Genomic DNA, 24,795 nt, shown 5'->3' with positions numbered 1-24,795 from the left:
TTATTTAGCCAGACCGAAAGATTTCGCTTTTTCGCGGTAATCCACTACCTGCTTTTTCACGTAGGTATCCAGCTCTTTGCCGAACATATTGAATTCAAACAGGCCGCGAAGATCGCGCTGACGTTTGAAATCCTCGGTGGCAACCAGCTTTTTAAACGCATCTTCCCACCACTGATATTCCGCGTCGGTAACTTTGGGGCCAAGGTAGAAGCCACGAATAACAGGCCATTCAATATCAAAGCCCTGTTCCTTCGCGGTGGGAACTTCGCTCAGTACGCCTTCAAGACGTTTCGGAGCCATAACGGCCAGCACGCGAATTTTGCCGCCCTGCAGATGCGGCACCATCTCACTCATATCGCCTGATACCACCTGAATATGGTTGCCGAGCAGCGCGGTAACCGGTTCACCGCCGCCCTCAAACGCGACGTAGCGCATCTTGCGCGGATCGATTTCAGCTTCCCGCGCCAGCAGAGCCGTTTTCATCCAGTCCTGGCTGCCGATAGAGGCGCCAGCGCCGACCACCACCTTATTGGGATCCTCTTTCATCGCCGCCATCAGCTCTTTCAGGTTTTTGTAAGGCGAATCCGCACGCACGGCGATCATGCCGTAGTCAGTGCCGACGGCGGCCAGCCACCTCACGTCATCCACGGAGTAGCGGCCAAACTTGCCCTGAGAAAGGTTAAGCAGTGAACCGCCAGAGAAGGCGACAACGGTGCCCGCTTCAGCCGGACGCTGTGCCACGATGGCGTTATAGGCGACCGCGCCCACGCCGCCCGGCATATAGGTGACGCGCATCGGGGAGTCGATCTGCTTCGTTTCCTGAAGCGAGACCTGCAGCAGTTTGCAGGTTAAGTCGAAGCCGCCGCCGGGTTTCGCCGGCGCGATACATTCCGTGCGGGAGGGCGCTTCAACGGCCACAGCCGGGTGAGAAATCAGGGCCAGCAACAGGCTTGCCAGCGCGGTACGGGTGATTGTTTTCATCATTTGCTCCGTTATTTTCTTCCAGAGTGTGAACCTCCCCGTAATATGGGGGTTATGAAATTGTTAAAACATAAAGCTTTCATTTACCTTTCACCTCACGGATAAAGTGACAGGATGTGATATGCGTCTCTTACTGGTAGAAGATACGGCTGATTTGGCCTGCTGGTTGCAAAAAGCGCTGACCCAGGCGGGCTTTGCCGTGGACTGGATAGCGGATGGCCTGGCGGCGGATCAGGTTTTGCAAACGGAGCAGTATGGGCTGGTGCTGCTGGATATCTCCTTACCCAGGCTGGATGGACTGGCGCTGCTGGCCAGAATACGTAAGCGAGGCCAGGGCGTACCGGTTCTGCTGCTGACCGCCCGAACGGAGGTCGCCGACCGGGTCCGTGGGCTTAACCTCGGGGCGGATGATTACCTCTCCAAGCCCTTCGAACTGGAAGAACTTGAAGCGAGGATCCGGGCGCTGCTCAGGCGTAGCCAGGGGCAGTCGCAGGGGATACAGGCTTTTGGCGAGCTGATTTTTCATGACGAAGGCTATTTTGAACTCCAGCAAAAGCCGCTGCCGCTAACGCCGCGTGAAGCGAGCGTTCTTTCCACGCTCATGCAGCGTCGTGGCCGACCAGTATCCCGCCAGCAGCTTTATGAGCAGACATTTACCCTGGCAGACGAGGCCAGTCCGGAAAGTATCGAGCTCTATATTCATCGCGTCCGCAAAAAACTGCTGGGCAGTAACGTCTCTATCGTCACGCTGCGCGGCCTCGGCTACAGCCTGGAGTGTCTTTCTTGAAACGCGTTCTGCTGCGCCGCCAGCTGCTGCTCTGGCTGGGGCTGCCGCTGGCGCTGTTATGGGGACTTTCCGTCTATACGCACTACGCCAGCGCGCTTCATGCCGCCACCCAGGCTTACGATCGTTCATTACTCGCCTCAGCCCGGATCGTGGCGGAGCGGCTGCGCGTCAGCCACGGAAAGCTTGAGGTCGATGTTCCCTGGGTGGTGCTGGACAGCTTTGAGCGCAATATGAACGATCGCCTTTTTTATCAGGTGCTTTCGCCCGAAGGAAAAACCCTGTCCGGCTATGACGATCTGCCGTCCATACCGGACAATGCGCCACGGTCGAAACTCTATCCGGCGCTGGTGCATTTTTACGATGCGACTTACAACAAGCTGCCTATCCGGGTTGCCGCGCTCTGGCAACCGGTGAACGAAGAGAACGTGGAGGGCATGGCGCTTATTCTGGTGGCTGAAACCCTGACCTCGCGGGAAGCCTTTGCCAGACAGTTGCTGCATACCGCGCTGCTGAGCCAGGGCGGGCTGGTGCTGATCACGCTGTTGCTGGCCAGCGGGATGTTGCGGAAGATCTTGCGCCCCCTGCGCCAGCTCTCACGACTGATGCTGAAACGCGATCCGGCGGATTTAACGCCGCTGCCGATGGTGCTGCCCTGGTATGAGATGCAGCCGCTGATGCTGGCGGTTAACCGCTATATTGAACGACTCAATGCCATGATCGCGCGTCAGCAGCGCTTCAGCGCGGACGCCTCCCACCAGTTGCGCACGCCGCTGACCGTGCTGAAAACCCAGGTGGCGGTGGCACTGAAAAGCGACCAGCCTGAACACTGGCGGGAAAGTCTGGTGGCGATGCGCACCACCGTGGAGGATATGATCCTCCTGACCGACAGGCTACTGCATCTCTCACGGCTGCGCGCCATGCTGCCACATGAAGCGCCACAGCTGGTTGATCTGGCTGCACTGGCTCGCGAGTCCTGCCTCTCGCTCTATGCTCAGGCCCGGACAAAACAGATCGATCTGGGCTATGAAGGCGAGGAAAGCGCACAGGTGAAAGGCGACGGGAAACTGCTCAGCGAGCTGTGCGCCAATCTGATCGATAACGCCATCAAATACACGCCCGCTGGCGGTACTGTCACCGTCAGCGTGCGCGAAGGCGTTTTAAGGGTGGAGGACAGCGGACCGGGCATCGCCACCGCCGATCGTCAGCAGGCGATGCAGCCCTTTAACCGGCTGGACGGCGCAGGCACCGCCGGGGCGGGGCTGGGGCTGGCGCTGGTCAGGGATATCGCCCAGTGGCACGGCACCCAGGCGGAACTGCATGACAGTCCGACGCTGCACGGGCTGATGGTGCGCGTCGCCTTTACGTCCCGGTATCCTCTTTCAGAGACCGAGACGCGCGGCTGAAGCGCAGCGGCGTACGCAGTTGCTGCGCCAGAATTACCCCAAGCAGCGTCACGCCGCCGCCAATATAGTGATAGCTCTGTAACGCTTCATGCAGAAACAGTACCGCGATGATCGCGGTAAAAATTGGCGCAAGGTTCATAAAGATGGAGGCCGTATTGGCACCCAGCCGCATCACACCCTGAATCCAGAGGTAGGGCGCAATAATGGAGGCGGGAATGCCAGCGAACAACACCAAAGGCAGATTGTTCAGGTTAAGCGAAACGTCCTTCGCCATAAGAAAGTTCGGGGTCAGCAAAATGACGCCAAAAACCACCTGCACGTAAAGGCTCTGCCAGTTGGGCAGGGGAAGCGCCCAGCGTTTCGTGAGCACGCCATAAAGCGCATAAGAAGTGGACGCAGCCAGCATCATCAATTCTCCTTTACCCAGCCCGTGCGCCAGCAGCTGCTGGGGATTGCCCTGGCTGACCAGCCAGGTCAGGCCGCAGAATGAGAGCAGGCTACCTGCCACCACGCCAACCGTCGGCGCCATACGCAGCACCAGGATACCGAGCAATACCGTCAGCAGCGGGATTAGCGCGTTAAGAATGCCCATAAACAGCGCGGTGACGCTGTGCGCCGCGTAGTAGGCCAGACTCTGATAAAGCACCATTCCCAGCAGGCCCAGGATCAGCAACTGCCACCAGGATTTCCGGATTTGCCGGCGATTGTGCCAGACGCCGGGCAGCACAAAGGGGGTCAGGGTGAGCAGCGCCAGCAGCCAGCGGTAAAAAGAGATCGCCGCCGGATCGATAGCGCCAGCCGAGATTTTGCTGACAATGGCGTTGACTGACCAGATCAGGACGGCCAGCAGGGGAAACAGAGAATTCATACGGTGACTCAGCGTTGATTAATGATGCCGGTAGTGTACGCTTGTCTACTTTCAGACAGATAACGATAACCCGACAATATCGGAAAGAGACCGGACAGGTTATGTTTGAGCAAAAAACCTACTCTTCGCCTTACGACGCGAACGACCTGCGTTTCTTCTTTCGCTATGAGCAGGCCAATGCCCGTACCGAATACCTGCCTCATACACACGCCTGGGGCCAGGTCATTTTTGTGCGCTGTAATGTACTGCATATGCAGGTTGCCGGGGAACGGCTGCTGACGCCAACGGCGATGCCTATCTGGATCCCGCCGCAAGTTGAGCACGCCAGCTATAACCATCAGCAGGCGCATTTTCATACGCTGAATATTGCCGCGTCGCTCTGTCAGGGATTGCCGGAACGGGCCTGTCTGCTGAAAGTCAGCCCAATCGTGCAGGCGATTATCGAAGAGTGCGCGGATCGTATGCTGCTGCATCCCTTATCCGCTGCCGACTGGCGGCTGTGTGAAGTTCTGCTCGATCAGCTTCGCCTGGCGGAGGTGCAGCAAAGCTACTTGCCGACCTCCCGGGATAAATATCTGGCACCGGTACTGGAAGCACTGGAACAGGATCCTGCCGACAACCGCTCCCTTGCCGAGTGGGCGCGGCACGTCTACACCACCGAACGCACTTTGTCCCGACGCTGCCGCAGTGAGCTGGGGATGGCGTTCAGCGAATGGCGGCAGCGCCTGCGTTTTTTACATGCGATCTCTCTGCTGGAACAGGGAAAGCCGGTGCAGGAGGTGGCGCTGGAACTTGGCTACAGTTCCGCCTCGGCACTGATCGCGATGTTTCAGCAGCAGTCGGGCACCACGCCGGAGCGTTACCGCCAGCGCTCCCTGGCCCGGTGAGGGCATCACGAGGCTTATCCCTCTGGCGGGTTTATGGCAGAATACGCCCCCTCACTGTGATCAGACAGGAACTGAGTTATGAAAATCCTTGTTGATGAAAATATGCCCTACGCCCGCGAGCTGTTCAGCCGCACCGGGACTGTGGTGGCGGTGCCCGGCCGCCCCATTCCGCAAGCGGAGCTGGACGAGGCGGATGGGCTGATGGTGCGATCCGTCACCCACGTGAACGCGGCGCTTCTTACAGGAAAACCGGTGAAATTTGTCGGTACTGCCACCGCCGGGACCGATCATATCGATGAGGATTTTCTGAAAGCGCAGGGGATCGGTTTTTCTGCCGCCCCCGGCTGCAATGCCATTGCGGTGGTGGAGTACGTTTTCTCATCGCTTTTGCTGCTGGCGGAGCGTGATGGATTTGCCCTGAAAGAGCGCACAGTCGGTATTATTGGCGTGGGAAATGTGGGCAGCAGATTGCAGGCGCGTCTGGAAGCGCTGGGCATCCGCACGTTACTGTGCGATCCGCCCCGCGCCGATCGTGGTGATGAGGGCGATTTCCTGCCGCTGGCCAGCCTGGTGGCGGAAGCGGACATTCTGACTTTCCACACGCCGCTCTTTAAGCAGGGCGAATACAAAACGCTGCATCTGGCGGATGAGGCGCTGCTGATGGCGCTGAAACCGGGCACCATCCTGATCAACGCCTGTCGTGGCCCGGTGGTCGATAACGCCGCGCTGCTGAAGGTCCTGGGCCAGCGCCAGGATCTGAGCGTGGTACTGGATGTGTGGGAGCCGGAGCCGGACTTGTCTCTGCCGCTGCTTGAGAAGGTCGATATCGCGACAGCGCACATCGCAGGCTATACGCTGGAAGGCAAAGCGCGTGGTACGACCCAGGTGTTTGAAGCCTGGACCCGCTTTCTCGGTCAGCCGCAGCAGATCGCGCTCGACACGCTGCTGCCCGCGCCGGAATTTGGCCGGATCACGCTGCACGGCGAGTTGGATCAGCCAACGCTAAAAAGACTGGTGCATCTGGTGTATGATGTGCGCCGCGACGATGCGCTGCTGCGCAAAGCGGCGGCGATTCCGGGCGAATTTGACCGCCTGCGCAAAAATTATCTTGAGCGTCGCGAATGGTCTTCCCTGCTTGTGCAGTGTGATTCTGAGCAGGCCTCCGCGCTGCTGTTGAAGCTGGGCTTCAACGCAACTTTTCATCCGGCATCTTAATGAAGGGCTGGTCGCTTTCTTTTTTTCTGGAGTAAACCAACATGTCTGACGGCTGGAACATTGCGCTACTGGGCGCGACAGGCGCCGTAGGGGGAGCTGTACTGGAGTTACTGGCTGAACGCCAGTTCCCGGTTGGTGAGCTGCATTTGCTGGCGAGCGAACGCAGCGCGGGTGAAACCCTGCGTTTTAATCATCATTCACATCTGGTGACCGACGCCAGTGAGTTCGACTGGACGCAGGTTCAGCTGGCCTTTTTTGTGGCGGGCCGCGACGCCTCTGCGCGCTACGCCGAAGAGGCCGCTAATGCGGGCTGTCTGGTCATCGATTCCAGCGATCTGTTTGCGCTGGAGCCGGATGTGCCGCTGGTGGTGCCGGACGTTAACCCACAGGTGCTAAGCGACTACCGCAACCGCAATATCATCAGCGTGGCGGACAGCGTAACCAGCCAACTTCTCAGCGCGATCAAACCGCTTGTCGAACACGCAGGTCTGGGCCGCTTACAGGTGACCAGCCTGATCGCCGCTTCTTCCCATGGAAAAGCCGCCGTGGATTCGCTGGCGGGCGAAAGTGCCCGTCTGCTGAATGGATTACCGCCGGAAGAGACCTTTTTTGCCCGCCAACTCGCGTTCAACATGTTGCCGCTGCTGCCGGATGCTGAGGGTAGCGTCGTGCAGGAGCGCCGTCTGGTGGATCAGGTACGCAAGGTTTTGCAGGATGAAGGTCTGCCGATTGCCGTCTCCACCGTGCAGTCGCCGGTGTTTTACGGTAATGCGCAAATTGTTCACATTGAGAACCTGCGTCCGATGTCTGCGGAAGAAGCGCGTGAAGCCTTGCAGCAGGCGGAAGATATCGTCCTGTCAGAAGAAGATGATTATCCGACTCAGGTGGGCGACGCTTCCGGCAGCGCGCATCTCAGCCTGGGCTGCCTGCGTAACGATTACGGTATTCCTGAACTGCTTCAGTTCTGGTCAGTGGCCGATAACGTCCGTTACGGCGGCGCGCTGATGGCGGTAAAAACGGCTGAGAAGCTGGTGCAGGAGTATTTTTACTGATGTCAGCCACAGATTTGCCTGAGCAGCCGGTAACGAAACTGGCGCTCGGCATTGAATATGATGGCAGCCGTTATTATGGCTGGCAGCGCCAGCAGGAAGTGCGCAGTGTCCAGGAAAAGCTGGAAAAAGCGCTGTCGAAGGTCGCAAACCATCCGGTTGTTGTCTTTTGCGCTGGCCGGACGGATGCGGGCGTACACGGTACGGGGCAGGTGGTGCATTTTGAAACCACCTCTGTGCGCAAGGAGGCGGCCTGGACGCTCGGGGTCAATGCTAATCTGCCGGACGATATCGCCGTGCGCTGGGTCAAACCGGTGGCACAGGACTTTCACGCCCGCTTCAGCGCAACGGCGCGACGCTACCGTTATGTGATCTATAACCGTCGTCTGCGTCCGGCGATCCTGCACGGTGGCGTCACGCATTTTTACCATCCTCTGGATGCGGAAAAAATGCAGCGTGCCGGGCAGTGTCTGCTGGGTGAAAATGACTTTACCTCTTTTCGTGCGGTGCAGTGTCAGTCGCGTACGCCGTGGCGTAATGTCATGCACCTTGAGGTAGGTCGTTTCGGCGCTTATGTCGTCGTGGATATAAAGGCGAATGCTTTTGTGCACCATATGGTGCGAAATATTGTGGGCAGCCTGATGGAAATAGGCTGTGGGAATAAGCCGGAGGGCTGGATGGCTGAACTGCTGGCGGCAAAAGATCGCACGCTGGCTGCCGCGACCGCGAGGGCCGAAGGGCTTTATCTGGTGGCGGTAGATTATCCTGAACACTATGACTTACCACGTCCACCGATGGGACCGCTATTCCTCGGGGATTAATCCTGGCTGAAGTACGAAGGAAAGAAGTATGGAAATGATTCACACCGTGATCGATTTTATCCTGCACATTGATGTTCATTTACAGGCAATGGTTGCGCAGTACGGCGTCTGGATTTATGCCATTCTGTTCCTTATCTTGTTTTGTGAAACGGGTCTGGTGGTCACGCCTTTCCTGCCGGGTGACTCCCTGCTGTTTGTCGCGGGCGCGCTGGCAGCGATCCCGGATAGTGCGCTGAACGTGCATGTGATGGTGGTGTTATTGTGTATCGCCGCCATCATCGGCGATGCGGTGAACTACACCATCGGCCGGCTGTTTGGCGATAAGCTGTTCAGTAATCCCGATTCCAAAATCTTCCGCCGCAGCTATCTTGAGAAAACCCACCAATTTTACGAGCGTCACGGTGGGAAAACGATTATTCTTGCGCGTTTCGTGCCAATCGTCCGCACTTTTGCGCCGTTTGTCGCCGGGATGGGCAAAATGTCCTATCGCCACTTCGCCTTCTATAACGTGACGGGTGCGCTGATTTGGGTGCTGCTGTTTTCCTACGCCGGTTATTTCTTTGGTAATCTGCCGGCGATCCAGGAAAATCTTCACTACCTGATCGTAGGGATAATCCTGGTGTCAGTGCTGCCTGGGGTGATAGAAGTTCTGCGCCACCGGCGTGCGGCGAAGCGGCAGAAAATACAATAAAACCTCACTGAACTGGCGACCGGCCACCAGATTTTTATCCAAAGTCCCGGGCGGTTATGGTTTAATGAGCGACATTTATGGTCCGTGCCGCTGCAGGCGGCGCGGAAAAAGAAAAACTGGTTTCACCAGGTTCAAACAGAAAGGTCATCAATGAGCTGGATTGAACGAATTCTCAATAAGAGCACAATTACCCCATCGCGCAAAGCCAGCATTCCGGAAGGGGTCTGGACCAAGTGTGACAGCTGTGGTCAGGTCCTGTACCGCGCCGAGCTGGAGCGTAATCTGGAAGTCTGCCCGAAATGCGATCACCACATGCGCATGCACGGGCGCGATCGCCTGCACAGCTTGCTGGACGAAGGTTCGATGGTTGAACTGGGCAGCGAGCTGGAGCCAAAAGATCTGCTCAAATTCCGGGATTCCAAAAAGTATAAAGATCGTCTGGTCGCCGCACAGAAAGAGACCGGCGAGAAAGATGCGCTGATTGTGATGAAAGGCACGCTGCACGGCATGCCTGTCGTGGCGGCAGCCTTTGAATTCGCTTTTATGGGCGGCTCGATGGGCTCTGTGGTAGGCGCGCGTTTCGTTCGCGCCGTTGAGCAGGCGCTGGAAGACAACTGTCCGATGATCTGCTTTTCCGCCTCCGGCGGCGCCCGTATGCAGGAAGCGCTGCAGTCGCTGATGCAGATGGCGAAGACCAGCGCGGCCCTGGCCAAGATGCAGGAACGCGGTCTGCCCTATATCTCCGTGCTGACTGACCCGACCATGGGCGGCGTCTCGGCGAGTTTCGCGATGCTGGGCGACCTGAATATTGCTGAACCCAAAGCGCTGATCGGTTTTGCCGGCCCGCGCGTGATTGAGCAGACCGTGCGTGAGAAGCTGCCACCGGGCTTCCAGCGCAGCGAATTTCTGATCGAAAAAGGTGCCATCGATATGATCGTGCGCCGTCCGGTCATGCGCTTCAAGCTGGCCAGCATTCTGTCGAAGATGATGAATCTGCCTGCGCCGCAGGAAGAGATCCTGAACGAGACCGTTGAGGACCCTTCCCAGAGCCATGAGGCCTGACTGATGATCGAAAGGGCGCAAGCCCTTTCACCAATGCACCGTAACGCAGTGAACGGGACACATGGATAATCTTCCTCAAGCCACGTCGCCTCTGGTCACGTGGCTTCATTATCTTGAGAATCTGCATTCTCAGGCTATCGAGCTCGGGCTGGCACGCGTTCAGCGTGTGGCTGAGTCGCTGGATCTGCTGACGCCAGCCCCTTTCGTTTTCACCGTTGCCGGGACTAACGGCAAAGGCACTACCTGTCGCACTCTTGAGACGCTGTTGCTGGCGGCGGGTTATCGCGTCGGCGTTTTCAGCTCTCCTCATCTTCTGCGCTATACCGAACGCGTACGCATTCAGGACGAGGAGCTGCCCGAAGCCGATCACACCGCCTCATTTGCAGAGATAGAAGCCGGGCGGGGAGAGACCTCACTCACCTATTTCGAATATGGCATGCTCTCCGCGCTCTGGTTATTTAAGCGGGCGAAGCTGGATGTGGTGATTCTCGAAGTGGGGCTGGGTGGGCGTCTGGACGCGACCAATATTGTGGATGCGGATGTCGCTGTCGTCACCAGCATCGCTCTCGACCATACCGACTGGCTGGGGCCGGATCGCGAAAGTATTGGCCGTGAGAAGGCGGGCATTTTCCGCCGCGGTAAACCTGCGGTAGTGGGTGAACCGGATATGCCGTCAACAATTGCCGAAGTGGCCGACGCGCTGGGCGCGCAGCTGCAAAAGCGTGGCCGCGACTGGTCCTGTAGCGTCAGCGACGACAGCTGGACCTTCAGCGATTCGCACGGCTCGCTCAGCGGGCTGCCGCTGCCGCAGGTTCCGCTTCCCAATGCGGCCACCGCGCTGGCCGCGCTGCGGGCATCTTCCCTGAAGGTAGATGAAGATATCATTCGGGGCTGGCTGGATAAAGCGATCCTGCCGGGACGCTTTCAGACCCTCTCATATTCGCCACGGGTAATCCTCGATGTGGCGCATAATCCACATGCGGCCGCTTACCTGGCCGGGCGCCTCAGCGCGCTGCCGAAAAGCGGTCAGGTGCATGCGGTTGTGGGCATGCTGCACGATAAAGATATCGCCGGAACGCTCGCCTGTCTGATGCCGGAGATTGACCGGTGGTATTGTGCGCCACTGGAAGGCCCGCGTGGCGCGACCGCTGAGGAGCTGTTAACGCACCTGCCGGACGCGCAGGCCTTTACCAGCGTGACTGCCGCTTATCACCACGCGCTTTCGCAGGCGGGAGAGCAGGACGTGGTACTGGTGTGCGGTTCATTCCACACGGTGGCGCAGGTAATGGAAACGATGGAAACGGAGAAGGGCAGTGGCAAGTAAGTTTCAAAACCGTTTAGTCGGCACCATCATTATTGTGGCGCTGGGCGTGATTATTCTGCCCGGCCTGCTGGATGGTAAGAAAAAACATTATAAAGAAGAATTTGCGGCTATTCCGCTGGTGCCAAAACCGGGCGATCAGCAGGAGACCGATATGGTGCCGCCGGTAACCCAGTCGCTGCCTGCGCAGCCGCCGGCCAGCCTGGTACCGGAGGGCAGCGGTAACGACAACCCGTCGCGGGCAGAGAGCGGATCGAATGCGCCACAATCCTCTAACCAGCCGACGGTGATCACGCCACCGCCGGTACAGCAGTCCCGTCCGGAACCCGAACCGGTTAAGAAGCCAACGCCTGCGCCACAGCCTAAGCCGCAGCCGAAACCGGTGGAAAAACCGGCGCCGGTAGAAAAGCCGAAGCCGCAGCCTAAGCCGGAAGCGACACCAGCGCCGCGTGAGAGCGCACCGACGGGACAAGCCTGGGTTGTGCAGCTTGGCGCGCTGAAAAACGCCGCCAAAGTTGATGAGATCGTGGCGAAGCTGCGTCTCTCTGGCTACCGGGCCTTTACCGTACCCGCGTCACCGGTGCAGGGGCAGATTACCCGTATCTACGTGGGACCCGATGCGTCAAAGGCGAAGCTACAGGGCGCGATCGGTGAGCTTAAAGGGATTTCCGGACTGAGCGGTGTTATTAAGCCTTACAGCGTTCGCTAGCTACAGAAAGGATGCGGTACGCACCTGTGAGCGCGAACTGCATTGTCTGAAAGGCTGAGCCTGTTGTTGTAAAAGCGACAGCCTTTCAGGCATGGCTTACGCCAGCTAACATAGCGGCGCAGGCGCGTATCAATTTACGATAAATCAGGCGGTTGTTACCCAGGGATGTCTGGTGCACTTTACCAGGCTGGCAGGGAAGCAAACGCCGTTTTTTTAAGCAAGGCGGTTTATTAAAACGGTAAAAGGAAAACCCTACGCAAACGTTTTCTTTTTCTGTTAGAATTCGCCCCGAACTGGATGCAGAAGAGTTCATGGTCTGGATAGATTACGTCATTATTGCGGTTGTTGCTTTTTCGGCTCTTGTCAGCCTGATCCGTGGGTTTGTCCGGGAAGCACTCTCTCTCGTCACCTGGGGTTGCGCATTTTTTGTCGCCAGTCATTACTACACCTTCCTTGCCGTCTGGTTTACAGGTTTTGAAGACGAACTGGTTCGAAGTGGCATCGCCATTGCGGTGCTGTTTATTGCCACGCTGTTAGTCGGGGCAATCGTTAACTACGTGATAGGATCGCTGGTTGAAAAAACCGGCCTGTCGGGCACCGACAGAGTACTGGGAGTCTGTTTCGGGGCATTACGCGGCGTACTGATTGTATCAGCCATCCTGTTCTTCCTCGACACATTCACCGGCTTTTCCAAAAGTCCGGACTGGCAGCAGTCCCAGCTGGTTCCCCAGTTCAGTTATGTTATCAGGTGGTTTTTTGACTACCTGCAAAGCACGTCGAGTTTTTTACCCCGGTAATTGAGCCGGGGTTGCGGCTTATGAGGAAATGACACATGTGCGGTATTGTCGGGATCGCCGGTTTTATGCCGGTCAACCAGTCGATTTATGACGCGTTAACGGTGCTTCAGCACCGTGGGCAGGATGCCGCAGGTATCGTGACCATTGATGCCTTAAATTGCTTTCGCCTGCGTAAAGCAAATGGCCTGGTCAGCGATGTTTTTGAAGCCCGCCATATGCAGCGTTTACAGGGCAATATGGGCATCGGGCATGTGCGCTATCCGACGGCGGGCAGCTCCAGCGCTTCAGAAGCGCAGCCGTTTTACGTCAACTCGCCTTACGGCATTACGCTTGCACATAACGGCAACCTGACCAACGCGCATGAACTGCGTAAGCAGCTCTTTGAAAGCGGCCGCCGTCACGTCAACACCACCTCAGATTCTGAGATCCTGCTGAATATCTTTGCGGTAGAGCTGGATCGCTTTCAGCATCATCCGCTGGAAGCAGAGAACATTTTTGCCGCCGTAGCAGCGGTGCACCAGCAGGTTCGCGGCGCTTACGCCTGCGTGGCGATGATCATCGGGCATGGCCTGGTGGCTTTCCGCGATCCTAACGGCATTCGTCCGCTGGTGATCGGCAAGCGTGGTATGCAGGACGGACGCAGTGAATATATGGTGGCCTCCGAAAGCGTGGCGCTGGATACGCTCGGCTTCGAATTCCTGCGCGACGTTGCGCCAGGCGAAGCGGTATACGTGACCGAGAAAGGGCAGCTATTTACGCGCCAGTGCGCGGAAAACCCGAAATGCAATCCCTGCCTGTTCGAGTACGTCTATTTCTCCCGTCCCGACTCATTCCTCGACAAAATCTCCGTTTACAGCGCTCGCGTCCGCATGGGCACCAAGCTGGGCGAGAAAATTGCCCGTGAGTGGGAAGATCTGGACATTGATGTGGTTATTCCGATCCCGGAAACCTCCTGCGATATCGCGCTGGAGATGGCACGGATTCTGGATAAGCCTTACCGTCAGGGGTTTGTTAAAAACCGCTACGTGGGCCGCACCTTTATCATGCCGGGCCAGCATCAGCGCCGCAGCGCCGTCAGGCGTAAGCTGAACGCTAACCGTGCGGAATTCCGTGATAAAAATGTGCTGCTGGTGGACGATTCCATCGTGCGTGGCACCACTTCTGAGCAGATCATTGAGATGGCCCGGGAAGCCGGTGCGAAAAAAGTCTACCTCGCTTCTGCCGCACCGGAAATTCGCTTCCCGAACGTCTATGGCATTGATATGCCTAGCGCCACGGAGCTGATTGCCCACGGTCGCGAAGTGGAGGAGATCCGCCAGCTGATTGGCGCAGATGCGCTGATCTTCCAGGATCTGAGCGACCTCATTGATGCCGTCCGGGAAGAAAACCCCGATATTGCGCAGTTCGAATGCTCGGTATTCAACGGCGTTTACGTCACGAAGGATGTCGATCAGCAGTATCTGGAATACTTGCAGTCGCTGCGTAATGACGATGCAAAAGCGATGGCGCGTCAGAATGAAGTGGAAAATCTGGAAATGCACAACGAAGGTTAATACCCTTAAAGGTGTGACAGCAGGTATGATGGGCTGGAAGCGATTCCGGCCCATTTTTTTTGCCCATTGTGTCGCCCTTTTTTGCCTTTTACAGCGCAGGTTTATTATGAAAAGACTCATTATCGGTATCTCAGGCGCCAGCGGCGTGATTTATGGCGTACGCGCGTTACAGATCCTGCAACAGGTGAGCGGGGTGGAAACCCATCTGGTAATGAGTCAGGCTGCCCGACAGACCCTGGCGCTGGAGAGCGACTATTCCGTCCGGGACGTTCAGATGCTGGCTGATGTGGTGCATGACGTGCGTGATATCGCAGCCAGCATCTCTTCTGGCTCATTTAAAACGGAAGGCATGATGATTCTTCCGTGCTCCATGAAAACCCTTTCCGGCATTGTGCACAGCTATACCGACGGGTTACTGACCCGCGCCGCCGATGTGGTGCTGAAAGAGCGCCGCCGCCTGGTACTTTGCGTGCGTGAAACGCCGCTGCATCTCGGACACCTGCGGATGATGACCACCGCAGCGGAGCTTGGAGCGATTATTATGCCGCCGGTGCCTGCCTTTTATCATCGTCCTGAAAATATTATGGCTATCGTCGATCAGACCGTAAACCGCGTGCTGGACCAGTTTGATATCACTCTTGAGGACGATCTTTTTACGCGCTGGGAAGGTGCAGAACCGCGCCGGTAATGCACCTCGTTAGTGCATTAACGGGCGCTGGATCGCTTTTCGTGCATGTCGTGCACCAAAATGCAACATTGTTGCCGCTTCGGTGGAACAAAACTGCTATAAATTTCTCACCTTTCCGGCGGAATTCTCCCTTGTGAAGCGTTCCGCCCGGAATGCGCAGTAATGGGGCAGCCATCGGTTAAAAGTGGCATGAAACCTGCAAAGCTTCACTGTACGTACTGCGCTCTGAACAACACGACATCCATAATAAAAACCATCTTCGAGGGGAATTTATGAAAAAGCAGATCCTGGCACTCTCTCTACTGCTGGCCGTCGCGGGCAGCAGCGTCGCTTATGCTGCCGTGCCGAAAACGCTGCGCATCGGCACCGATCCTACCTACGCACCCTTTGAGTCTAAAAATGCCCAGGGCGAGCTGGTCGGTTTTGATATCGATCTGGCTAATGAGATCTGTAAGCGAATCGAGGCCAAATGCAGCTATGTCGAAAGCGATTTCGATGCGCTGATCCCCTCGCTGAAAGCCAAAAAAATTGACGCCATCATCTCTTCACTCTCTATTACCGAAAAGCGTCAGCAGGAGATCGCCTTCTCTGAGAAACTGTTTGCCGCCAATGCCCGCCTGATCGCACCCAAAGGGTCGAAAATCGAGCCGACGCTGGCCTCGCTGAAAGGCAAAACTATCGGGCTGCTGCAGGGCACAACGCAGGAAACCTATGCCAACCAGCACTGGCGTCCTGAAGGCGTCACCGTCACGCCTTACGCCAACCAGGATTTGGTTTATCAGGATCTGACCGCAGGCCGTATTGATGCCGCGTTCCAGGATGAAGTGGCCGCCAGCGAAGGCTTTCTCAAGCAGCCAGTCGGCAAAGACTATGCTTTCGCCGGTCCTGCGGTGAAAGATGAACAGATCTTCGGCGTGGGCACCGGCATGGGCATGCGTAAAGGTGACACCGAGCTGAAGGCTGCGATCGACAAGGCGTTTGACGAGATGCGCAAAGATGGCACCTACGACAAGTTAGCGAAGAAGTATTTCGATTTTGACGTCTACGGCGGTTAAGAATACCTGTCATGGGGGCTGGCCGGCTGCGGTCGGCAGCTCCCGTTTTATCCCACCGTTTGCGGATAAAACGCGGAATCCCAGAAAAAATTTGCGAAAAGCGGCTGCATGGTACGGGCAGGCTGAACGTTGTTGCAACATAAAGCGCATCGGCAGCCGGTCCGGACGCGTAAACGCTTACGGTTTTCGCCCGTAAATTCCGCGGTCTGGGGTTATCAGCAGTCTGAAGACAGGATATTTCTATGCTGTTTGGATATTCAGAAGTGATTTTTAAAGGCGCCATCGTCACACTTGAACTGGCGCTCAGCTCCGTCTTGCTTGCCGTTGTGCTGGGATTGATCGGTGCCGGGGCCAAACTCTCCGCCAGCCGTTTACTCAGGATTATCTTTAATGGCTACACCACTCTGATTCGTGGCGTACCGGATTTGGTGCTGATGCTGCTGATTTTTTATGGACTGCAAATCGCGCTGAACCAGGTTACCGAGATGCTGGGCGTTGAGCAGTTTAATATCGACCCGATGGCTGCCGGTATCATTACGCTGGGCTTTATCTATGGTGCCTACTTTACGGAAACCTTCCGTGGCGCCTATATGGCGGTGCCAAAAGGCCAGATCGAGGCGGCCACAGCGTTCGGTTTTACCTCTTCGCAAACCTTCAGGCGGATCCTGTTTCCCGGCATGATGCGCTATGCGCTGCCGGGTATCGGTAACAACTGGCAGGTCATCCTTAAATCCACGGCGCTGGTTTCGCTGCTGGGTCTGGAAGATGTGGTAAAAGCGACGCAGCTGGCAGGAAAAAGCACCTGGCAGCCGTTCTACTTTGCGCTTGTCGCGGGCGTTATTTACCTCGTTTTCACCACGCTCTCTAACGGCGTGCTGTGGTGGCTGGAACGTCGTTACTCCGTGGGCGTGAGAAGGGCAGATTTATGATCGATATTATTCAGGAATACTGGAAAGCGCTGCTGTGGAGTGACGGCTACCGTTTTACCGGCGCTGCCATCACGCTCTGGCTGCTGATTATCTCCGTCGTCCTGGGCGGTTGCCTCGCGGTCCTGCTGGCGGTAGCCCGCGTCTCGCCCATCCGTGCGGTACGCTTTCCGGTCTGGCTCTTTACCTATATTTTCCGCGGTACGCCGCTTTATGTGCAGCTGCTGGTCTTTTATTCCGGCATGTACACGCTGGAAGTGGTGAAGGGGAATGACCTGCTTAACGCCTTTTTCCGCAGTGGCCTGAACTGTACGCTGCTTGCGCTGACGCTCAATACCTGTGCCTACACGACCGAGATTTTTGCTGGCGCTATCCGCAGCGTGCCACACGGTGAGATTGAGGCGGCGCGGGCTTACGGCTTCTCCACGTTCAAGCTCTATCGCTGCATTATTCTGCCGTCGGCGCTGCGCACGGCGCTGCCCGCTTACAGTAACGAAGTGATCCTGATGCTGCACTCCACGGCGCTGGCCTTCACCGCCACGGTGCCGGATTTACTGAAAGTGGCGCGCGATATTAACTCCGCCACCTACCAACCTTTTATCGCCTTCAGCCTTGCTGCAGTGCTTTATCTGATTATCTCGTATGTGCTGATCAGTCTGTTTCGCCTGGCGGAAAAACGCTGGCTGGCGCACGTTAAACCCGGGACTCACTGAAAACTATGGACGAAATTAAATTAAGCGTCACCGAACTGCATAAACGTTACGGTGAACATGAAGTACTTAAGGGCGTCTCGCTTCGGGCAGCGGCTGGCGACGTGATCAGCATTATCGGCTCGTCCGGCTCGGGGAAAAGCACCTTTCTGCGCTGCATTAATTTTCTGGAAAAGCCCAGCGAGGGCGCGATTTCGGTCAACAATCACACTATCCAGCTGGTGCGTGACAATGACGGCCAGCTGAAGGTGGCGGATAAGGAGCAGCTTCGCGTTTTGCGTACCAGCCTGACCATGGTCTTCCAGCACTTCAATCTCTGGAGTCATATGACGGTGCTGCAAAACGTGATGGAAGCGCCGATGCAGGTGCTGGGGCTGAGCAAAAGCGAGGCGCGCGAACGTGCGGTACGCTATCTGGACAAAGTCGGGATTGATGAGCGCGCCCGGGGAAAATATCCGGTGAACCTTTCAGGCGGGCAGCAGCAGCGCGTCTCCATCGCCCGTGCGCTGGCGATGGAGCCTGAGGTGCTGCTGTTCGATGAGCCTACTTCAGCGCTCGATCCCGAACTGGTGGGCGAGGTGCTACGCATTATGCAGAAGCTGGCCGAAGAGGGGAAAACCATGGTGGTGGTGACGCACGAGATGGAGTTTGCGCGCCACGTTTCCAGCCACGTGATTTTCCTGCATCAGGGAAAAATTGAAGAGCAGGGGCCGCCCGCTGAGCTGTTCGGCAATCCCAAAAGCCCGCGCCTGCAGCAGTTCCTGAAAGGCTCTCTGAAGTGAGGCTGCGCCCGCGTCGCGACTGACGTGGGCGGATTATAATGCATTAAGTAAACGCAGCGCGCTGGCCTCATCGGTCACCAGCCCGTTTACCCAGCCGCCCCGTAGCGCGGCATGGATCGCCGGATATTTGCGTTCGCCGCCGGCAAAACCAATGATCTGGCGTGCCGTCTGGCTCTCCAGCGTCACGCTGGTCAGCAGCGCATCGGTCTCGCCATAAACCCGTTCGCCCTGCTGATTGAAAAAATGCCCGAGCATCTCACCCACCACGCCGCGCTGATTCAGCGCCTCGACCTGAGCGTCGGTAATAAAGCCCTCCGCGTTCAGCGGGCAGCCGGGCGTCACTTCCCCAATACCGAGAAACGTCACGTCCGCCTGTAGCGCGCGGTTTGCCACACGCTGATAAACCTGGTGCTGACACCACATCACTTTATCGTCCGGGCTGTCGGCGTAGAGCGGGGCGGGAATAAAGTAATATTTACCCTGCATTTTCTCTGCCATTTTCAGCGGCACGTCGTAGCGGGTGCCGGAATCGTCGCGGGCAATGGCACCAATCATTGAGACGCACTGATGCTGTGGCCGGTCAGTCCATGGCAGCGCGTCGATCATGGCACGCAATGTTTTACCAGAACCGATGCCGAACACCTGCGGCGCTTCCTCACTGATAAACTGCGACATCACCTCTGCGCCTTCCACCGCCAGCATCTGCTGAATCGCCTCATCATCAAGGTTGGCGGAAGGCACTACGCGACAGAGTTTCAGATCAAACTTCGCCTGCACTTCACGTGCCAGCCGCAGACAGTGGGTGACGGGATGCTCAATCTTAACGCTGACCATGCCCATTTCCCGTGCGCTGGAGACCAGACGCTGCGCCACCTGACGCGATAAACCCAGGGCGCGCGCAATCTCCTGCTGCGTCAGCCCGGCGACGTAATACATCCAGGCCGCTCGCGCCGCCAGTTCCTGTTTTTTTTCTTCTTTATTCATTGCAGCATCCCGCAGTCAGTGAGGCGTTATTTTATCCCGAAACCGGCGAAAACCCCTAACAGGGCAAAAGCCCATAATAAGAGCAAAAGCTTGATTTGTGATAGGTGTCGCAGAAGCCCGGGATGATCGATGACTAAGATAACCACATCTGGGCAAAAGCCCTTATCTATGACAAATGTTTATCGAGGCACTTCATGACCAAATCAGTATGGATGCACATTGGAGCAGGTTCGTTTCATCGCGCGCATCAGGCGTGGTATCTGCATCAGCTGCGGCAACAGGGTGACGATCGCTGGAGCATCGCGCTGGGCAACGTACGTGATGACGCCACGCCGCTGCTGGAACAGCTCGCGGCGCAAAATGGCGAATACGTGCTCGAAACCGTAACGCCAGAAGGCAAGCGTGCCTATGAAACCGTGACCTCAATTCGTCAGGTTCTGCCCTGGGACAGTGAAATTAGCGCGCTGGTGGAGCAGGGCGCGGCTGAAGAGACCCGCGTTATCGCTTTTACCGTCACCGAAGCGGGCTATTACCTGACGCCGGAGTATGAGCTGGATCTGCAGCAGAGCGATATCAAAGCCGATCTTAACGGCGAGATTCGCACAATCTATGGTGCCCTGAGTCGCACTCTGGCCCGGCGCGTAGCGAACGGCGGCGCACCCGTTACCCTGCTTAACTGCGATAACCTGCGCCACAACGGCGAGCGCTTCCGCCAGGGTTTTCTGGCGTTTCTGGCGGCGAAAGGGGAGCAGGCGCTGGCCGACTGGGTTCGCGATAAGACGACATCGCCCAACACAATGGTGGATCGCATCACGCCACGGCCAACGCCGGATATTGCTGAGCGCGTTAAGGCAGCAACGGGGAAAGAGGATGCAGTGCCGGTGATGGCCGAATCCTTTATTCAGTGGGTGATTGAAGATGATTTTATCGCCGGACGTCCGGCGCTGGAAAAGGTGGGCGTTGAGCTGGTGGCGTCGGTACTGCCGTGGGAAGAAGCCAAAATCCGCATCCTCAACGCGACCCACAGCGGCATTGCCTGGGCCGGCACGTTAATCGGCTTACAGCATATTGACGAAAGTACGCGGCAAAAAGCGATTTATCAGCTTGCATGGGACTATGTCTCGCAGGATGTGATCCCTTCGCTATTACCCAGCCCGCTCAATCTTGCCGCCTATCGCGACATGGTACTGGCGCGTTTCAGCAACCCCTATATCAAAGATACCAATCAGCGTGTGGCGGCCGATGGCCTGTCAAAAATACCGGGCATGGTGACGCCGACGCTATGTGAATGCTATCAGCGTGGTGCCACGCCAGCCGCCAGTGCGGTGCTTCCGGCACTCTTTTTCCTGTTTTTGCAGCGCTGGGCGCAGGACGATCTGCCTTACCCGTATCAGGATGGCGTGATGCAGCCGGACGCGCTGCGTGCGCTTTTCGCCGGTAGCGATCCGCTCAGCGCTTATCTGCATGATGAAGCGCTCTTTGGTGAACTGGCTACCAGCGGTGAATTTCATACCCTGATGGTCCGCACCGTTGCCGGTCTGGAAACCTGGCTCAGGCAGCCTGAACGCCAGCTGGCGACGGTATAAGGAGACGCATGATGTATCTCGGTATTGATATCGGTACGTCTGAACTGAAGGCGTTGATCCTGAACGATCGGGGCGAGATTGTGGCCTCGGAACACGCCGCGCTCCAGGTGCAGCGTCCCCATCCTCACTGGGCCGAACAGCATCCTGATGCCTGGTGGCAGGCCTGTAATGCTGTGGTTGCCAGCCTGCGGCAGCAGGCGCCGGAAGCCTGGGCTGCCATCACGGCCCTCGGCCTGTCGGGGCAGATGCATGGCGCGGTTCTGCTGGATGCGCAGGGTGAGGTGTTGCGTCCCTGTATCCTCTGGAATGACACGCGCAGTGCTGCGGAATGTGACTGGTTAAGCGAGCATCATCCGGAAATCATGCAGATAAGCGCCAATATGATCATGCCTGGTTTCACCGCGCCTAAGCTTCGCTGGGTGGCTCAGCATGAGCCGGAGATCTTCCGGCGCATCGCGAAGGTTCTGCTGCCGAAAGATTATCTGCGCTGGCGGCTCTGTGGCCGCTATGTCAGCGATCCTTCGGACGCGGCGGGCACGCTCTGGCTGGATGTGGCCAGTCGCGACTGGTCTGAAGCGCTGCTCGCCGCCACCCAGCTCACCCGCGGGCAGATGCCTGAGTTGGTGGAAGGCAATGCCGTCAGCGGCACGCTGTTACCGGAACTGGCCGGGGCCTGGGGGCTTTCGCCGTCGGTAATCGTCGCCGGCGGCGGCGGCGATAACGCCACCTCGGCTGTGGGTGTCGGCGCTGTTAATCCCGGCGACGCTTTTATTTCTCTTGGCACATCCGGGGTGATTTTTGTCGTTAACGATCGTCTTCAGGCCGACCCGCACTCCGGCGTTCACGCTTTTTGTCACGCCCTGCCGGGACGCTGGCACCAGATGAGCGTGATGCTCAGCGCAGCCAGCTGCCTGCGCTGGCTATGCCAGCTGTTATCCGTGACCGAAAGCGAACTGATGGCCGAGATGGCGGCGCTTAGCGATGAGCAAAAACGTCAGGCGCCGCTGTTCCTGCCTTACCTTTCCGGAGAACGCACGCCGCATAACGATCCTCACGCCGCAGGCGCATTCTTCCATCTGCGACACGAAACGCAGCGGGCGCTGCTGGGCTATGCGGTGATTGAAGGCGTCGCCTTTGGTCTGGCTGATGGCTTTGCGGTACTGGGCGAGGCGCGCCAGCAGATTAATCAGTGCAGCCTGACCGGCGGCGGCGCACGCAGCAGTTTATGGGCGCAGTTGATCGCTGATGTGCTGGCGCTGCCGATTGTCACGCATCCCGCCAGCGCCTCTGGCGCGTTAGGGGCGGCGCGCCTCGCCTGGCTGGCTGCTGGCGGTGAGGAAGCACAAGTTTGTCGCAAACCGCCGGTACAGGCGCGTTTTCAACCCGATTCTGCTCGTCATGCATTATTGCAAAAACGGTTAGCGCTTTTCCGTGAACTCTATCTGCAACAGCAGCAGGTTCGCTCGCTGCTGCCCTGAAACACGCTGTTAACGACTATGAGGACGATTCTGATGCAATCGAACGCGTACTGGTTTGGCTTGCCCAAACATCTGATTTGGGGCTTTGTCGCCATAGCGATTTTTATGGCGGGTGACGGCTTCGAAATGGCCTTTCTGTCACGCCATATTACCGATATGGGGTTTACGGCCTCACAGTCGGCGGTGGTATTTACCTGCTACGGCCTGGCCGCCGCGCTGGCGGCCTGGGCTTCGGGCGTAGTGGCTGAGTTGATCACGCCACAGCGGGCGATGATGATCGGTTTTGTGCTGTGGATAGTAATGCATGCGCTGTTTATGAGTCTGGGCCTCGGCATGCGTAACTATCCGTTAATGGTGCTGTTTTACGGCATACGCGGGCTGGCTTACCCGCTGTTTATTTACTCATTTATGTTAATGCTGGTGCAGGTGCTGCCGCGCGAACGGCTGGCGGCAGCGACCGGCTGGTTCTGGGCGATGTACTCTGTGGGTATTGGCGTGGTGGGAAGTTATTTGCCGAGCCTGATCATCCCGTCAATGGGTGAAACCGGGACTTTATGGCTGGCGATCGCCTGGGTAGCCTGCGGCGGAATACTGGCCTTTTTCAGCCTGCGGAATGTGCCGGTTGACCGGTCACGCGTGAATTTGCCGCTGCGCGACAAGATGAGTGAGATGTCGCGGGCGGTGACTATTCTGTTTACCAACCAGCATGTGTTTTACGCCTGCTTGATCCGCATTATCAATACACTGTCGCTGTTCGGGTTTGCCATTATCATGCCGCTGCTGTTTGTGGACAGGCTGGGCTTCACCATTTCGGAATGGCTGCAGATTTGGGCGGTGTTCTTTTTCGTCACCATTTTCACCAATATTTTTTGGGGAATTACGGGAGAACGCATCGGCTGGATCCGGCAGGTGCGCTGGTTTGGCTGCCTTGGCATGGCAATCTCCAGCCTGGCCTTTTACTACCTGCCGGTCTACGCCGGACACAATTTCTGGGTGGCGATGATTCCGGCGGTAATGCTGGGAATATTTGTCGCCGCTTTTGTGCCGATGACCGCGGTATTCCCTACGCTGGAACCACAGCATAAAGGGGCGGCGATCTCGATCTATAACCTGTCGGCGGGAATGAGTAACTTTGTGGCGCCCGCGATCGCGTCGGTGTTGCTGCCTTTCTTCGATATTGTGGGCGTGGTCTGGGCGTATACCGGTTTATATCTGTTTGCCGGGGTACTGACCTTTATTATTCGTGTTCCTCAGCCCAATCATGGCGCGCTACGCAGCGCATCCGGCGCGGCACCGGTGATAAATTCTCAGTGAGGCAGGAGGGGAGCCTGCTGCTCCCCTTTTTCAGTTTTCAATAACGTCCCACAAGGCCGCCTGAAGATCGTACCAGCGGAAGCGAAAACCTGACGCCTCAAGCCGTTTCGGCAGTACGTGCTGCCCGCCCAGCACCAGAACTGCCGATTCGCCCATCATCAGCTTGATGGCGCTGGCCGGGGTGCGCATAAAAGCCGGGCGATGCATAACCTGGCCCAGAGTGGCGGCGAACTGTTCGTTGCGAACGGCATAAGGCGCGACCATATTAAACGGCCCGCGCAGGCTATTATTGTCGAGCAACCAGAGGATCCCATCGACCATATCATCAAGATGAATCCAGGGCATATACTGTTTGCCGCTGCCGAGCGGTCCGCCAATACCCAGCTTGAAGGGCAACTTCATTTTACTTAGCGCCCCACCGGATTTCGCCAGCACCACACCGGTGCGCAGCAGGCAGACGCGGGTGCGTTCACTCTCTGCGGCGACCGCCAGCGCTTCCCAGTGCGCGCAAAGATGATGGGTAAATTCGTCATGGCCCGGATCCTCCTCGGTCACGACCAACTCTCCCGTATCGCCATAGTAGCCAGTCGCTGAACCAGAGATAAATAGTGAAGGCGGCGTAGTGCTGGCGTGAATAAGGGTGGTGATCTGCTCGGTGATTTGCCAGCGGCTCTCACAAAGCAGACGTTTCTGCGGCTCACTCCAGCGTTTATCGGCAATTGGTTCGCCGGCGAGGTTGATGACGGCATCAATTCCGTTAAGATCGCGCTGCTGATCCAGTCCTGACCAGAGCGTCACTTTCTCATCAAACTTGCTGCGGGCTTCTGCCACATTGCGCGTGACAACGCTGACGCTGTCGCCGCGCTGAAGCAGTCGGGGAATAAGATGGCTGCCAATCAGGCCCGTGCCGCCTGTCAGTAAAATGTGCATAGCGAATATCCTCAGGAGAAGTAAAAAAACCAACAGCCTGCATTCAGCTTAGGTGAAAAAAAGGAGAAACGTCGCGATGTCATTCTCACACCAGCGCGCCAGAATCTGACAACTTTGCACTTTCCCGGCATGCCCCATTGCCTTCCAGTCAGAAAATCGGTAAACAAGATGCAGACGCTGGATTGCGAGGAACTGTGG

General features: G+C 57.2%; 24 protein-coding genes. 20 read left to right on the top strand and 4 right to left on the bottom strand.

Annotated elements, in window-relative coordinates; genetic code table 11:
• Positions 1-984 (bottom strand): tripartite tricarboxylate transporter substrate binding protein, encoded by a 984-nt coding sequence (locus EA20_RS0101790; protein ID WP_024965203.1) that lies wholly within the window; start codon positions 982-984, stop codon positions 1-3.
• Between the two features lie 118 nt (positions 985-1,102).
• On the opposite strand from EA20_RS0101790, the gene tctD reads away from it, so the two are divergent.
• A complete protein-coding gene (tctD, locus tag EA20_RS0101785; protein ID WP_024965202.1) occupies positions 1,103-1,768 on the top strand; it encodes a transcriptional regulator TctD in 666 nt (221 codons plus the stop codon).
• The gene (locus EA20_RS0101780) at positions 1,765-3,171 is read left to right on the top strand and encodes a sensor histidine kinase (protein ID WP_024965201.1); all 1,407 of its coding nucleotides are present in this window, start codon (positions 1,765-1,767) and stop codon (positions 3,169-3,171) included. The genes tctD and EA20_RS0101780 overlap by 4 nt, the downstream gene beginning before the upstream one ends.
• On the opposite strand, the gene EA20_RS0101775 is transcribed toward EA20_RS0101780, so the two are convergent.
• On the bottom strand, positions 3,128-4,039 hold the full coding sequence (locus EA20_RS0101775) for a DMT family transporter (RefSeq protein WP_024965200.1): 912 nt from the start codon (positions 4,037-4,039) through the stop codon (positions 3,128-3,130). The genes EA20_RS0101780 and EA20_RS0101775 overlap by 44 nt on opposite strands.
• A gap of 101 nt (positions 4,040-4,140) precedes the next feature.
• Here EA20_RS0101775 and EA20_RS0101770 point away from each other — a divergent pair, with 101 nt between their 5' ends.
• The 15 genes from EA20_RS0101770 to hisP all read left to right on the top strand — a co-directional run bounded on the left by EA20_RS0101770 (position 4,141) and on the right by hisP (position 18,305).
• On the top strand, positions 4,141-4,926 hold the full coding sequence (locus tag EA20_RS0101770) for a helix-turn-helix domain-containing protein (protein ID WP_024965199.1): 786 nt from the start codon (positions 4,141-4,143) through the stop codon (positions 4,924-4,926).
• 78 nt (positions 4,927-5,004) lie between these two features.
• Positions 5,005-6,141, top strand: a complete 1,137-nt coding sequence (pdxB, locus tag EA20_RS0101765) for a 4-phosphoerythronate dehydrogenase PdxB (RefSeq protein WP_024965198.1) — start codon at positions 5,005-5,007, stop codon at positions 6,139-6,141.
• A gap of 41 nt (positions 6,142-6,182) precedes the next feature.
• On the top strand, positions 6,183-7,193 hold the full coding sequence (locus EA20_RS0101760) for an aspartate-semialdehyde dehydrogenase (RefSeq protein ID WP_024965197.1): 1,011 nt from the start codon (positions 6,183-6,185) through the stop codon (positions 7,191-7,193).
• Entirely contained in the window at positions 7,193-8,011 is an 819-nt protein-coding gene (gene truA, locus EA20_RS0101755; protein WP_024965196.1) for a tRNA pseudouridine(38-40) synthase TruA, read from the top strand. The genes EA20_RS0101760 and truA overlap by 1 nt, the downstream gene beginning before the upstream one ends.
• Before the next feature lie 28 nt (positions 8,012-8,039).
• Positions 8,040-8,702 (top strand): DedA family protein, encoded by a 663-nt coding sequence (locus EA20_RS0101750; RefSeq protein ID WP_024965195.1) that lies wholly within the window; start codon positions 8,040-8,042, stop codon positions 8,700-8,702.
• A gap of 150 nt (positions 8,703-8,852) precedes the next feature.
• A complete protein-coding gene (accD, locus tag EA20_RS0101740) occupies positions 8,853-9,764 on the top strand; it encodes an acetyl-CoA carboxylase, carboxyltransferase subunit beta (RefSeq protein ID WP_024965194.1) in 912 nt (303 codons plus the stop codon).
• Positions 9,765-9,825: 61 nt separating this feature from the next.
• Positions 9,826-11,088 (top strand): bifunctional tetrahydrofolate synthase/dihydrofolate synthase, encoded by a 1,263-nt coding sequence (gene folC, locus EA20_RS0101735; RefSeq protein ID WP_024965193.1) that lies wholly within the window; start codon positions 9,826-9,828, stop codon positions 11,086-11,088.
• Entirely contained in the window at positions 11,078-11,794 is a 717-nt protein-coding gene (gene dedD, locus EA20_RS0101730) for a cell division protein DedD (RefSeq protein WP_024965192.1), read from the top strand. The genes folC and dedD overlap by 11 nt, the downstream gene beginning before the upstream one ends.
• Before the next feature lie 311 nt (positions 11,795-12,105).
• Entirely contained in the window at positions 12,106-12,591 is a 486-nt protein-coding gene (gene cvpA / locus EA20_RS0101725) for a colicin V production protein (protein ID WP_024965191.1), read from the top strand.
• 35 nt (positions 12,592-12,626) lie between these two features.
• Positions 12,627-14,144: an amidophosphoribosyltransferase gene (gene purF, locus EA20_RS0101720; protein WP_024965190.1), complete on the top strand. Its 1,518-nt coding sequence runs from the start codon at positions 12,627-12,629 to the stop codon at positions 14,142-14,144.
• A gap of 106 nt (positions 14,145-14,250) precedes the next feature.
• Positions 14,251-14,832 (top strand): UbiX family flavin prenyltransferase, encoded by a 582-nt coding sequence (locus EA20_RS0101715; protein WP_024965189.1) that lies wholly within the window; start codon positions 14,251-14,253, stop codon positions 14,830-14,832.
• Positions 14,833-15,104: 272 nt separating this feature from the next.
• Positions 15,105-15,887 (top strand): lysine/arginine/ornithine ABC transporter substrate-binding protein ArgT, encoded by a 783-nt coding sequence (gene argT / locus EA20_RS0101710; protein WP_024965188.1) that lies wholly within the window; start codon positions 15,105-15,107, stop codon positions 15,885-15,887.
• Positions 15,888-16,129: 242 nt separating this feature from the next.
• Positions 16,130-16,816, top strand: a complete 687-nt coding sequence (locus EA20_RS0101705) for a histidine ABC transporter permease HisQ (protein WP_024965187.1) — start codon at positions 16,130-16,132, stop codon at positions 16,814-16,816.
• Positions 16,813-17,526 (top strand): ABC transporter permease, encoded by a 714-nt coding sequence (locus EA20_RS0101700; protein WP_024965186.1) that lies wholly within the window; start codon positions 16,813-16,815, stop codon positions 17,524-17,526. Before EA20_RS0101705 ends, EA20_RS0101700 begins: the two co-directional genes overlap by 4 nt.
• A gap of 5 nt (positions 17,527-17,531) precedes the next feature.
• Positions 17,532-18,305, top strand: coding sequence for a histidine ABC transporter ATP-binding protein HisP (gene hisP, locus EA20_RS0101695; RefSeq protein ID WP_024965185.1), 774 nt, complete (start codon positions 17,532-17,534; stop codon positions 18,303-18,305).
• 33 nt (positions 18,306-18,338) lie between these two features.
• Here hisP and EA20_RS0101690 read toward each other — a convergent pair whose 3' ends face one another.
• Positions 18,339-19,289: a sugar-binding transcriptional regulator gene (locus tag EA20_RS0101690; RefSeq protein ID WP_024965184.1), complete on the bottom strand. Its 951-nt coding sequence runs from the start codon at positions 19,287-19,289 to the stop codon at positions 18,339-18,341.
• A gap of 194 nt (positions 19,290-19,483) precedes the next feature.
• Here EA20_RS0101690 and dalD point away from each other — a divergent pair, with 194 nt between their 5' ends.
• From dalD to EA20_RS0101675, 3 genes are read left to right on the top strand one after another with little or no spacing between them, the layout of a single operon-like run.
• Entirely contained in the window at positions 19,484-20,875 is a 1,392-nt protein-coding gene (gene dalD / locus EA20_RS0101685) for a D-arabinitol 4-dehydrogenase (protein WP_024965183.1), read from the top strand.
• Between the two features lie 11 nt (positions 20,876-20,886).
• Entirely contained in the window at positions 20,887-22,353 is a 1,467-nt protein-coding gene (gene xylB / locus EA20_RS0101680; protein ID WP_024965182.1) for a xylulokinase, read from the top strand.
• 33 nt (positions 22,354-22,386) lie between these two features.
• The gene (locus EA20_RS0101675; RefSeq protein WP_024965181.1) at positions 22,387-23,667 is read left to right on the top strand and encodes an MFS transporter; all 1,281 of its coding nucleotides are present in this window, start codon (positions 22,387-22,389) and stop codon (positions 23,665-23,667) included.
• A gap of 30 nt (positions 23,668-23,697) precedes the next feature.
• Here EA20_RS0101675 and EA20_RS0101670 read toward each other — a convergent pair whose 3' ends face one another.
• The gene (locus tag EA20_RS0101670; protein WP_024965180.1) at positions 23,698-24,597 is read right to left on the bottom strand and encodes a TIGR01777 family oxidoreductase; all 900 of its coding nucleotides are present in this window, start codon (positions 24,595-24,597) and stop codon (positions 23,698-23,700) included.
• Between the last annotated feature and the right edge of the window lie 198 nt (positions 24,598-24,795).

The organism is Pantoea sp. IMH, assembly GCF_000599885.1.
GTDB lineage: Bacteria > Pseudomonadota > Gammaproteobacteria > Enterobacterales > Enterobacteriaceae > Erwinia.
The sequence above is the reverse complement of the archived record's forward strand: the minus strand, read 5'-3'. Positions and strand labels throughout refer to the sequence as shown.